At 60.8% G+C, this 12,089-nt stretch carries 12 protein-coding genes; all 12 read right to left on the bottom strand.

Annotated elements, in window-relative coordinates; all coding sequences use genetic code 11:
* The 12 genes from AACZ19_RS02320 to AACZ19_RS02375 are packed head-to-tail and all read right to left on the bottom strand — an operon-like array spanning position 1 to position 12,087.
* A complete protein-coding gene (locus AACZ19_RS02320) occupies positions 1-1,236 on the bottom strand; it encodes a beta-ketoacyl-ACP synthase (RefSeq protein ID WP_339630750.1) in 1,236 nt (411 codons plus the stop codon).
* Positions 1,233-1,958: a 3-oxoacyl-ACP reductase FabG gene (gene fabG / locus AACZ19_RS02325; protein WP_339630752.1), complete on the bottom strand. Its 726-nt coding sequence runs from the start codon at positions 1,956-1,958 to the stop codon at positions 1,233-1,235. Before fabG ends, AACZ19_RS02320 begins: the two co-directional genes overlap by 4 nt.
* A gap of 20 nt (positions 1,959-1,978) precedes the next feature.
* Positions 1,979-2,398: a hypothetical protein gene (locus AACZ19_RS02330; protein WP_339630754.1), complete on the bottom strand. Its 420-nt coding sequence runs from the start codon at positions 2,396-2,398 to the stop codon at positions 1,979-1,981.
* Positions 2,398-3,576: a beta-ketoacyl-[acyl-carrier-protein] synthase family protein gene (locus AACZ19_RS02335; RefSeq protein WP_339630755.1), complete on the bottom strand. Its 1,179-nt coding sequence runs from the start codon at positions 3,574-3,576 to the stop codon at positions 2,398-2,400. The genes AACZ19_RS02330 and AACZ19_RS02335 overlap by 1 nt, the downstream gene beginning before the upstream one ends.
* Positions 3,573-4,076, bottom strand: coding sequence for a DUF3261 domain-containing protein (locus AACZ19_RS02340; RefSeq protein ID WP_339630756.1), 504 nt, complete (start codon positions 4,074-4,076; stop codon positions 3,573-3,575). Before AACZ19_RS02340 ends, AACZ19_RS02335 begins: the two co-directional genes overlap by 4 nt.
* Positions 4,067-5,299: a tryptophan 7-halogenase gene (locus AACZ19_RS02345; protein WP_339630758.1), complete on the bottom strand. Its 1,233-nt coding sequence runs from the start codon at positions 5,297-5,299 to the stop codon at positions 4,067-4,069. Before AACZ19_RS02345 ends, AACZ19_RS02340 begins: the two co-directional genes overlap by 10 nt.
* A complete protein-coding gene (locus AACZ19_RS02350; protein ID WP_339630760.1) occupies positions 5,300-7,624 on the bottom strand; it encodes a hypothetical protein in 2,325 nt (774 codons plus the stop codon). It abuts the gene before it with no gap.
* The gene (locus AACZ19_RS02355; RefSeq protein ID WP_339630762.1) at positions 7,621-8,208 is read right to left on the bottom strand and encodes an outer membrane lipoprotein carrier protein LolA; all 588 of its coding nucleotides are present in this window, start codon (positions 8,206-8,208) and stop codon (positions 7,621-7,623) included. The genes AACZ19_RS02350 and AACZ19_RS02355 overlap by 4 nt, the downstream gene beginning before the upstream one ends.
* A gap of 14 nt (positions 8,209-8,222) precedes the next feature.
* Positions 8,223-8,633, bottom strand: a complete 411-nt coding sequence (locus AACZ19_RS02360; RefSeq protein WP_339630764.1) for an acyl-CoA thioesterase — start codon at positions 8,631-8,633, stop codon at positions 8,223-8,225.
* Positions 8,630-10,333: a glycosyltransferase gene (locus AACZ19_RS02365; RefSeq protein WP_339630766.1), complete on the bottom strand. Its 1,704-nt coding sequence runs from the start codon at positions 10,331-10,333 to the stop codon at positions 8,630-8,632. Before AACZ19_RS02365 ends, AACZ19_RS02360 begins: the two co-directional genes overlap by 4 nt.
* Positions 10,330-10,710: a hypothetical protein gene (locus tag AACZ19_RS02370; RefSeq protein WP_339630768.1), complete on the bottom strand. Its 381-nt coding sequence runs from the start codon at positions 10,708-10,710 to the stop codon at positions 10,330-10,332. Before AACZ19_RS02370 ends, AACZ19_RS02365 begins: the two co-directional genes overlap by 4 nt.
* A gap of 12 nt (positions 10,711-10,722) precedes the next feature.
* Positions 10,723-12,087, bottom strand: a complete 1,365-nt coding sequence (locus AACZ19_RS02375; RefSeq protein WP_339630770.1) for an AMP-binding protein — start codon at positions 12,085-12,087, stop codon at positions 10,723-10,725.
* Positions 12,088-12,089 lie beyond the last annotated feature (2 nt).

The raw sequence follows: 12,089 nt of genomic DNA on the forward strand, positions 1-12,089 counted from the left end.
CTAGGCTTCGGCGGAGTTCCGGAAAATCAGCGAGCTGTTGATTCCGCCAAAGGCAAAGTTGTTGCTCATCAGGTGACGCACCGCGATGTTTCGCCCCTCTCCCATCACATAGTCGATCTCGGCGCAGGCCGCATCGACATTTTCAAGGTTCGCCGTTGGCGCGAACCAGCCCTCCCGCATCATCTCGATCCCGAGCCAGGCCTCGATCGCGCCGCAGGCGCCGAGGCTGTGCCCGAAGTAGCTTTTGAGGGAATGGATCGGGATATCAGCGCCGAGGATGTTCAGCGTTGCCTGGCTTTCCGCAATGTCGCCCTGCTCCGTCGCCGTGCCATGGCCACTGATGAAATCGATATCAGCCGCCTTTAGCCCGGCGTTATCAAGCGCGCCCTGCATCGCCACTTCCATGGTCGCCTGCGTCGGGTTGGTGATATGGCGGCCATCGGAATTGGTGGCGAAGCCGACGATCTCGGCGAGGATGTGCGCGCCGCGCGCGATCGCGTGATCATAGGACTCCAGCACCAGCGTCGCCGCCCCCTCCCCGATCACCAGCCCGTCGCGGTCCTTATCGAAGGGGCGCGGGGAGCGATGCGGCTCGTCATTGCGGATACTGGTGGCATAAAGCGTGTCGAACACCGCCGCCATGGTCGGGCAGAGTTCCTCCGCCCCGCCCGCGACCATCATGTCCTGCAGGCCGTATTTGATCGCCTCATAGGCATAGCCGATGCCCTGACTGCCCGACGTACAGGCACTGGAAGTCGGAATGACCCGGCCCGCAAGGCCGAAGAAAACGCCGATATTGACCGCTGTCGTATGGCTCATCATCTTGACATAGCTGGTCGCGGTAAGGTCGCGAGAATGACCGTCACGCATCAGGTCGGTGAAGGCGAGAACCGGTTTCGTGCTGCCAAAGGACGAACCGTAAGCGACGCCGACGCGACCGGATTTGAGCACCGGATCGTTCAGCAGCCCCGCCATCTCCAGCGCGCGCTCCGTCGCGTAAACAGACATTTTGGCGACCGGGCCCATGCTCCGAAGCGCCTTGCGGGAATAGCGGTCATCGATATTGAACCCCTCCACCGGACCGGCAAGGCGGGTATTGAGGCCGTCATAAAAGTCCCAGCTGGCCATGCGGCGAATACCGGTTTCCCCGGCCCGCATGCGGGTGGAGATATCGCCCCAGTCCTCGCCAAGGGACGTTACACCGCCCATTCCCGTTACCACCACACGCGTCGTCATGCCATTCCCCCGTTTACCGAGATCACCTGCCGGGTAATATAGCCCGCCCCGTCGGAGCAAAGGAAGGAGACCGTCGCCGCCACTTCATCGACATCGCCAAGACGCCGGAGCGGGATCATCTTCATAATCTCGTCAAGCGGCAGATCGTCGCTCATCGCCGTCTCGATCAGGCCGGGGGCGACGCAATTGACCGTAATCTTTCGCTTCGCCAGCTCCAGCGCCAGCGCCTTCGCCGCGCCAATAAGGCCTGCTTTGGAGGCGCTGTAATTCACCTGGCCGCGATTTCCCATCTCCCCGGAGACCGAGGAAATTACTACAATCCGGCCGCCCTTGCGCGCCGACACCATCGGCATGGTGATCGGTTTCAGCACATTGTAGAAACCGTCAAGATTGGTATGGATGACCGCATCCCATTCCTCGTCGGTCATGGCGGGAAAGGCGGTATCACGGGTAATGCCCGCATTCAGCACCGCGCCATAAAAGGCGCCGAATTCCTCGACCTCCGGGATCAGGATATCGCGGCATTCATCGCGATCGGAGATATCGAACTGCACAAGCCGCGCCGTGCCGCCCGCCGCCTCGATCAGATCGACCGTCTGCATCCCGGCATCGCGGTTGCGCCCGCAATGGGCGACAATCTCAAACCCGTCCTGCGCGAGCCGCAAGGCGATGGCCCGGCCTATGCCGCCGCTCGCCCCTGTGACCAAGATTCTTTTTTTCATTTATTCTCAACTGTCATTTTTCAGGGTTGATATACATTAAGCCGGGCTTCGGCCACAAGCTTTTCCGCCCGGTGAATGGTGCAATCGAATACCGCCATCGGCGCCTCGTCATAGACCAGCTGCACATTGACATGCAGTTTGTCACCAATCTCAAAGCCGGGACAGCCGAGGGCAAGATTGCGGCTGCCGATCAAATAGCCGATACGGGGATTTTCACCGGCGTTGCGCGCCTTGATCCCACTGTAGGCGGCGATGGACTGCGCCATATATTCGATGCCGACATAGGCAGGCACCGCGTCCCCGTCCATGAACGGGCTGCCCGCCGTGATCTCGACCGTAGAAGTCACGGTTTCCTCGTCATAGGTCTCAACCCGGTCGATCAGGATCATCGGCGGCGCATGATAGAGAAGTTCGGTGATGTCATAGGGGCAGGGCTGCATCACGCCTCCTCCCGGCTGAGGATAACACTGATATTATTGCCGCCAAAGGCAAAGGAATTCGTCATCATGGCGCGGGCGTCCGGCGCCTGTGTTCCCCGGGTCACGAGGTTGACCGGCGGCAGTTCCGGGTCCGCCTCTCCGTCCCAGACATGCGGCGGCAGCGCGCCGCTCTCCTCCTGCAGGGCGAGCCAGAGGAAGGCAAGCTCCGTACTGCCCGCCGCGCCGAGCGTATGCCCCGTCAGCGGCTTGGTGGAGGAACAGGGCACCGCGCCCAGCAACTCAAACGCGGCCTTCGCCTCCATGCTGTCGTTCAGTTCCGTCGCCGTGCCATGGAGGTTGAGATAGCCGATATCCTCAGGCGCAAGCCCGCTTGCCTCCAGCGCCCGGCGCATGGCGTTAAAGGCACCCGTCCCCTCCGGATCCGGCGTGCTCATATGATGGGCATCCGACGTCTCGCCGATCCCGGCAACGCGGACCGGGGCCTTCTCCCGGCTCATCAGGAAGACCGCCGCCCCCTCCCCGATATTGATGCCATTCCGGTTCCGGCTGAACGGATTGCAGAGCGTCGGTGACAGCAGATCGAGGGACCCAAAACCGTTCAGCGTCAGGCGGCAGAGCGTGTCCGCCCCGCCGACAATCGCCGCATCGCAAAGTCCTGCCGCGATCATCCGCCGCGCCGAGGTCAGTGTCTTGGCGCTTGAGGTGCAGGCGGTCGAGATGCTCATCGCCAGCCCTTCGAGGCCGAAATAGCTGCGAGCAAAGAGCGCAAGGGAGGCATTGTCCTGCCGGTCATAGTCAAAACCGTCCGGAAACGTCCCTGTCTTCACCTTCTCGGCGATACCGGATTCGTTATCGCTGATCCCCGATGTGCTGGTCCCGAGGACGACCGCCACTCTTTTTGCGCCGTAAGTCTCGATAGCGGCGCGGATATCGGGCTCGATCTCCTGCAACGCCGCGAGCAGCATGCGGTTGTTGCGGCTGTCATATTTTTTAAGGTTGTCCGGAATCTCGGGGAGCGGCGCCGTGACCTTGCCGACCATCACCTCCTGCTCCGTGAGGAAGCCCGTCGCCGGTTTCATGCCCGAACTGTCCCCCGCGAACAGCGCCGCGCCGACCGCGGCCTTGCGGGCACCGAGCGGGTTGATCAGCCCGAGGGCGTTGAGATACACCGTCGTCATTCGGTCAACTCGTAGGAAATGATCGTCATGTCATAGTCGTTCGACGGATCGCGAATTTGAACCGTTTCATTCCACGCATTCTCCCGGCTGCCCTGATAGGTGATGTCCAGTTCCTCCGCCCGGTCCGCGACCTTTTCCTGCATCGGGTCATCGACGGGCCAGTAGGTCGCGACAATGACTTTTAGAATATCGACCGCGTCAAGGTCCGCCGAAATCCACTCCGCCTTGCCCGCGCGCACGCCTGTTTCGTCCCAGAGAATATCAAAGGCGCGCCGTCCGAGCGAGTCCAGTCCGACAAGCAGCAGCTTTTCCTCGGTCAGGCTCAGGCGGATTTGCAACGCGAAGGGTTTTTCGCCGTACTGGCCGTTCAGGATCTGCACAACCTCACGCGGTTGTGCGTCAGGCAACGTCCACGGCGTTTCGCCGATATCCTCCGATCGGCCGGTGGCGCAGGCGGCCAGCAGGAATATCAGCAGGAAGGCGATCGATCTTAAGAACATTGCAGGGCCACCAGATCCAGATACCGCCGCCCCTGCTTGACGAAGGGATTCTCGTCATCCCAGGCATAACCCGCCAGGATGGAGACGATCATCCCCTTGATCGGATTGCCGTCGCTCGGCGGGTTGAAGATGATTTCCTGCAGGTCGCCGCGGTACCAGGCCTCGACAAAGACGCGGAAGCAATCGACACCCTTTTGCAGGGGAGCCGCGAAATCCTGCTCCCAGTCGACATCTTCCCCGTTCAATTGCCGCATCAGCGGATCAACCAGCAGGTCGGCGGACTTGAAGGCCACCGTCACGCCCGAGGAAAATACCGGATCGAGGAATTCCCCGGCATTGCCGAGAAGCGCATATTGCGGCCCGGCGAGTTTGCTGACTTTCGTCGAATAGCCGGATATCTCTGATGCGGGGCGCAATTCCTTTGCGCCTTTCAACAATCCTCCCATTTCCGCCGACTGGTTGATCACCGCCCAGAGCTTGTCCGATGGGCTGCCCTCAAATTCAGCAAGGCGCTCCGGCGGGATGACAACCCCGATGGAGGATTTCCCGCCCGAGAACGGGATCAACCAGTACCATATATCGCGGCATTCCGGATGCACCGAGATCAGGATCTTGTTGCGATCGAAATCGCGCCCTTCCAGCTTGTCCGCGACATGGGTGAAAAGCGCATGGCGCACCGGAAACTCCGACGGCGCATCGAGGTTCATCAGGCGCGGCAGAACACGGCCATAGCCACTGGCGTCGACAAGGAAGCGCGCGGTCAGGCGAAACGCCCCCTTCGGTCCCGTGCCGGTGACCGTCGCCCCAGCCGTATCGAAACTGACATCCAGCACGTCCTGTTCAAATCGCAAATCCGCCCCCGCCGACGCGGCGGCATTGGCAAGCAGCGTGTCGAAGCGTTCGCGCTCGACCTGAAAGGTGGTGGCCGGACCCTCCGTGAACTTGTCGGCAAAATTGATGGTGCTGAACCGCCGGTCGTCTGAAAAATTCGCCCCGTTCTTCAGCTGAAAGCCCGCCGCTTCGATCACCGGAAGAAGTCCTGCCTTTTCCAGAAAGACCATGGATTGCGGCAGCAAACTCTCCCCGATTACAAAGCGCGGGAAGACGCTTTTCTCCAGAATGGCAATCTTTAGGCCGCGCTGGACCAGCAGCGTCGCCGCGAGTGCCCCGGCGGGACCCGCACCAATAATGATGACGTCAAAATGATCTGAAGTTGCGGTCATTTACAAAGGCTCCGTCATCGGATGGTCAAGATCAGAGGCGAGCGGCGCCAGCAGATAGGCCAGCGTAATCCCCACCAGTATGGTGATCCCGAAGGCATGAATGGCGAAGGTCTCGCTCAGCGCCAGCATCCCGAACGCCAGCAGGGTTGAAATGGTGGACAGCCCGTTGGCCAGCATCGCCCGGCGCTGCCTCTCCCCTGCCGCCTCGCGGTTGAACAGCGCATAGTCGAGCCCGATGGCAAAGATCAAGAGGAGCGACATCGCGTTGAAAAAGGTGAAGGGCTCGCCGATGAGCGCAATCAGGCAGGGCGTCAGGATCACTGCGCCCGCCGAGGGCATCATAACTTTTAGTGCCCCCAGAATGCCATAGCGGAGCGAGAGGAAGACCCAGACGACGCCATAGGCAATCGCCAGCATGATGAGCGCCCGCACCCGATAGGCACCGAAAGTCTTGCTGAGGCTGTCGGCCTGGCTGATCAGGGCAATGCTCGGGGACTTTTCCGCGAGGGCGGCAATCGGCGCGGTATCCTTCACCCCGCTCAAGGAAACCGCATGCACTACGATGCCCGGTGTGTTATAGACCCGGAGCTGAGAGAAGGTGCCCGGCAGCGTCTCCCCGGTTAGCTGATCGAGGGTTAGTACACCGAGGGACGGGCCATAGGGCTGCTCCCCCGAGAGACCAAGGCCCGCCATATGCGCGGACAGCGCCGGAATCAGCTCCGCCTCGACCAGCGCCTTATTTTCCAGCTGACGCGCGCGCGAGGGAATGAACTGCGAGATCATGCGGTAATTGCCGATTTTCCCGCTCGCCCGGAGAGCCTCCAGATCAAGGGCCAAAGCTTCTTCCGCCTGCAAGACCTCCTCGGTGCTGGCGCCACGCACGAAAAAGCGGTGCGTCTGGTTTTCAATCCCGGCAAGAAGGCGGATGGACTGCTCCTCTGCCTGCAAATCCGGCGGCAGGGATTGCAGACGGCGGACATCGTCATCCACGACAATCCGCGTCGCGCCGAGCGCACCCGCCGCGATCAGCAGGCAGAGGATCGACCAGCGCCATTTGCGGTTCTCGCTCGCCCACCAGAAATGATGCAGCCGCATGGAGAATGCCAGATATTTCTCGCCATGGGTAAAGGGCTGGGCGCGATCGAGATAGGGAAACAGGTACATTACTGTGAGATAGGCCAGCGTCAGACCGGAGGCGGAAAAAATCGCAATCTGCTGCAATCCGGGAAACGGGGTGAGCGCCAGGGTGACAAACCCAAGCACCGAACTGACCAGCCCCAGCGTCAGGCCGGAGCGGATGGCCCGCGCGCGGGCAGCAGGAACCGTTGTTTGCTGGTTGAACCGCTCACAGAAATAGTGAAAGGCATAATCGACGGAAATGCCGATCAGGCCGGCACCGAAGACGAAGGCCAGCAATTGCAGCGTGCCGAAGAAAATCAGCGTGACGGCAAGTCCGCCCGCGATACCGGAGGCAACGGCGATTAGGGTGAGCGCCAGTGGCTGAAAACTCCGGAAGACGAGAAAGTTGAGGACGATAATGCCGAGCAGCGAGATGATCCCGATGAAGCCCGCCTCCTGCTCGGCGCGGCGGTAGGCATGCTCCCCATAAAACACCGCCCCGGTCTTCAGGATCTCGACATCGCCGTAATCCTTTTCCAGCTGCTCAGACATACTATCGAACACATCCAGGGTCCTTGCCTGCACGCCCTTGTCAAAGGCGCTTCCGACAAGTTTGCCGCGCACCAGCACATACCATTTCCCGTCTTCCTCGACCGCCATGACATTGGCGCGGCTCACCAGTTTCGAGCTGTTCTTCAGACTGGCCGTCAGATAGTTCGGCAGCAGCAGGAGCGGATCACGGCGGATCACCTCCGCATCGGCAAGGGACAGCGGCGAGAGTATCTGCACCATGGCCCGGTCCATCAGGACCTGCCCCTGCCCCGCTGCCAGCAGTTTACGATCCCCCTCCGTCAGCAGGCCGGCGCGGTGCGGAAAAAGCGCCTTGTTCAGGTTTGTGAGTGTCGCAACCGGCGCCTCTTCCTTGGTCGATCGGAAAATACCTGCCTCGATGAGCGCCTTGTTGAGATCAAGCGCCGCCGCCCGGGCCGTCTCGAAATCCGCATGGCCGACCAGCGCGATCAGCTGATCCGAGCCGAGCGCGCGTTCCGCCGCTTCCGCCCGGGACACCCACTCGGCCTCTTCCGACTGCGGGAGCATGGCGACGATATTGGTATTGAGCGGCAGGCCATCCTGAAACCGCCAGCCAATGACGGCCAGCGCCACCCCGATCAGCAGCAGATAGATGACGAAGCCGGTCCGGATCATGATCGCTTTTTCCGCGCCGCGCGTTCCGCCTCGCTCACGGTCTCGACCGGGGCAATGCGCTGGTCCGTGAAGGTGATGACATCGCGATCTCCGTTGCTCTTGACAATTTCCATCACATCGAGAAAGTCGCTAATCCTGAAATTGAGATAGGCGAAGGGAAGCGAGAGGCCACTGTCTTTCGGCGAAAAACGCAAAGAGAACTGCTCCTCCGACGGCTGCAGTTTTGTCCCTGCCATTTCTTCAAGCGGTGCCCAGTTACCGCTCAGGCTGTTCTCCAGCGTGTCGCGCAGCAGCTTGAAGGCGGGAAACTGCTTGAAGCCGAGGCGGGTTACTTCGGCGCCGTTCATGCCCTGGCTAAGACCTTCCTTGTCAATCACCATGCGGCTGTCGAACGGGGTTTCCGTCTGCCAGATCAGGGCATCCTTCGGCAGCAGGAAAAACTCTCCCGAGGAGCGGATCGGCTTGTCAAACCCGCGTAGATACCGCGCCTGCTCGAACCGGCCCATCAGCGCCTCCCCCTCCTTCAGGGTAAGCGGCGCGGCGCGGACCGAAAGAGAAGACGCGAGAACCGCGACAGATATCAACAGGCAAATGACTCTTAGCACAACAGGGCTTCAACTTTTTGATAGAGAACAGGTGGAGACTGAAATAACATTTCTTCCGTGTTGTTATCAATTGCCACTTGAATTGTAAATCCCTGGGTTAATTTCTCGCCGGTTTCAATATCCTTGATCAGGTAATTGATTTTCAGGCGGTTTTCATATTCGACGAGCGTGGCCGTCACCGTCACTTCCTGCCCAAACCTGAGAGAGCGCACATATTTGATCCGCATATCGACGATTGGCCAGGCATAGCCGCTGTCCCGCATCTGGTCGTAGTTGTAATCGATCTTGTCGAGGAGCGCGCAGCGGGCCTGCTCGAAAAAGCGTGGATAGTTCCCATGCCACGCGATGCCCATGGGGTCCAGGTCGTAGAACTGACATTTCACTGTAATATCGGCGGATATCATTTTGTTTCCTTGCTCTTTTCATCCGGCGGACTGAAATTTTCAGGAATCGCCCAGAAATTATAGAAATTGTACCATTGTTCAGGGTATTTGAGGCAGATTTCCTGCAAAATTCCGGCATATGCCACCATCGGACCCTGCAGGCCGTTCTCCGTTCCGCGCGATCGTGTCACCCGGTCGGTGAGTTTTTCGAACAGGATGCGATGCTTCTCCCCCTCGCGCAAGCAGTGGAGAACATAGACCGGACAGCCAAGCAATGCCGCCATGATCCAGGCCCCCTCGGAAAAGGGCGCCGGTTCGCCCAGAAAATCGAGCCTGCGGATTCGCTTGCTCCCCGAGAGGGAAATCCGGTCGCCCGCGATCACGATCCAGTTGCCCGCCGCCAGCTTTTCCTCCAACTCGATCAGGGTTGCCGGGCCAATATCCTCAACCTCCATGATATCAATGGCGGCCGCGGGATTGGCTTCGCTGAGTAGACGGTTGAAGCGGACGGCGTTGCGCGTATGGGCGAAGACGGTGATATTGTTGATGCCGCGGCTCGCCCCCACCGCCCGGAGTATATCGACATTCCCGAGATGGGAGGTGACCACCATGACGCCGTCTTTCCGGTTTGCAACAGCATCCAGCCCAGTCAGATCATCATGCACCAGATCGCTTGTCCGGATCTGCCCATGCCATGCTGCCAGCTTGTCGAGTGCCATCGACCCGAAAGAGCGATAGTGCCGCCATATCTGCCAGAGGTCCGGCTCCCGCGGCTGCCCCTTCGCCGCATAAAGCCGCCGCCAGTAATCCCGCGACGCGCGCCGCTGCGGGGTACCGGTCAGGAAGAAATAAAGCAATACGGGCTGCAGGCAGATCCAGCAAAACCGCCGCCCCGCCAGCCGGTAAATCCCGAGCATTATTTTCAGGCCGAGTGCCACACCGCGCTCGTTCAGCCGCCCCCAGTGCCGCGCCGTTTCCCCTTTCCCGCCGGATCGGTTACGGAGGATCTGCGGCAGGCGCGCCAGCATCCCGAAGACAAGCCGCGTATGCATCTTGGTGATCAGCCAGTTATCGGCGCCAAGGCGGAAATTTGATGTATTGTCCTCCGGGTAGGTCACATGAACGGGGAACATCCGGACCGGGGTTCCGCGCCAGTTCATCCGCACCATGATCTCGGTGTCGAAATCCATGTAATGGCCCACCCTCTCGCTCTCGATCACCACCATTGCCGGGGCCAGCGGATAAATCCGGTAGCCGCACATGCTGTCGGTAATCTGGGTCGAGAGGGTTTCGATCCAGACCCAGACATGGGTGATCCAGCGCGCCATTTTCCGCGATGTCGGGATCGTCTCGTCATAGACCGGCTGGCCGCTGATAAGGGCCTCCGGATGCAGCGCCGAAAGCTCCATGAGGGCGGGCAAGGCTTCCAGATCATGTTGCCCGTCCGCATCGACCTGCAGCGCATGGGAAAAGCCCTCCGCCGCCGCGAGGCGAAACCCCGCCATCACCGCCGCCCCCTTGCCACCATTCTTATGTTGCCGGTGCAGGGTGACTCCGCCCGCCGGATCGTCCAACACTTTGAGGGCAGATTTCGCGGGCTCCGTGCTGCCGTCGTCGATGATGAAAATGCGCAGGCCATGGGCCTTCAGGGCCGCTATCACCCCGCCGATATGACGATAGTGGTTATAGCTCGGCACGATGGCCGCGAGGGCGTGGCTCATCGGTCCGCCAGTACGAAATAACCCGACGAGCAAAGCTCACCGTCATCGCTGAACAGAAAGGTGAGCCGTCCCTTCTCGCGCTGCCATTCCAGCCGCAGCCGCAGCTTGCGATCCGCGAGAATCAGCTTGGCAAACTTGATCTGGCCCATCTTTTGGAACTCGCCGTCAAACCCGAAATAGCGCCGGGCGAGGCGCGCCGCCCAGTCGATCTGCGCGACGCCGGGCAGGACCGGTTCGCCCGGAAAATGCCCCTGAAACTGGAACAACTCACGACCTGCGAACAGCTCAAGCTCGACGACGTCGCCGTTGCAGCGTTCGGACAGGATGCCCGGCTCTGTCCGGCTCTCGGACCATCGAATGTCATTGGATGTCTGCATGATCCGCTCAGTTTAATCCGCCCCGTCCCCGCCCGTAAACAGTTCATTGAGCGCAAGTCGCTGGCGCTTGCCTTGCGCATTGACAGGCAACCGCTCGACAAACCGCCAGCGCTTGGGCATCGCGGCATTTTCAAGGTTCGGCGCAAGCTCCCGCCGGAGTGCCCGTCCGAGGCGAAAGGCGCCCATTTCCGCGTGCTGCGCCCATCCGGCATCGCTAAGTTCGACCACCGCGACCAGTGTCTCGCGCCCGCCGCCGAGGATAAACGCCGCCGCCTCCTTCACCAGCGCCGAGCAGGAAAGATACTTCTCCACCTCGGCGAGGGAAATACGCTTGCCTTCGATCTTGACGAACTGGTTGGCGCGGCCCGAAAGTATAAATCCGCCATCCGGCAGACGGTCGGCAATGTCGTTAGTGGCGTCCCAGTCGCCGCCCTCCGTATAGCGGGATTTCACGCTGAGCAGCCCCCGTTCATCGACGCGGGTCTGCATCCCGGGCAGCGGGGTGAAAGGCGTTTTCGGGTCGCGCTGCTGCCGATGAGCAACGCCGCCCGTCTCGGTACTGCCATAGACTTCCGTCGGGAGAGGGCCGAACGCAGCCGCAGATGCCTGCGCTGCGTCAAACGGCAGCGGACCGCCGGCGGTGAAGATCACCGGCGCCGCGCGCTCCTTCGGCAGCGGGTCCATCGGCGGGATGCGGGTCAGATGCGCCGGGCTGGAGACGAAGCAAGCCCCGGGTGGCGCGGCAGCGAGCAGTTCCTCCCATATCTCAAAGGTTTCGGGGAAGAACAGCCGCCCTTCGCAAAGCGGCAGCAGGCATTTGAAATAGAGGCCGAAGATATGCTGGTGACTGACCGTCCCGAGGGTCGCCGCGCCCGTCAACTGCGCGCCCCATGTCTGATCGAGCACCACAAGCTCATCCTCGATCTGGCCAAGGGATTTCGGCACTCGCTTCGGCATCCCGGTGGAACCGGAGGTATAGAAATCAAGCTGGCAGCGGTCGGGATCAAGCGCCGCGAAGGCCGCCTCCCCGCCCGTCGTCCCGTTTATAAAAATCAGATGATCGCCGCCCGCGTCGTCGATATCGGAGAGTAGCGGGCAGTCCGCGTTGACAAAATGCGCCAGCATTCCCGGAAGCGCGTTAGGCGGAATGATAATCCGGCAGTCTGCCTGAAGTCCCGCCAGAAACCCGCTGGCAAAGGCATAGCTGCTCTCCGTCGCCAGCACCAGCCGATCAACCCCCCGCGCCCTGATCCGCGCCGTAAGGTCCGCCACTTCAGCCCGAAAATCCCCGAAAGTCTTTTGCTCTCCGGCAATAGATGCGACAGGCGTTCCGTCCGCCCGGTCTGATGTCAGCAATTGGGATAAAAGGATAAACACCG

It is taken from the genome of uncultured Sneathiella sp. (assembly GCF_963973085.1).
Taxonomy (GTDB): domain Bacteria; phylum Pseudomonadota; class Alphaproteobacteria; order Sneathiellales; family Sneathiellaceae; genus Sneathiella.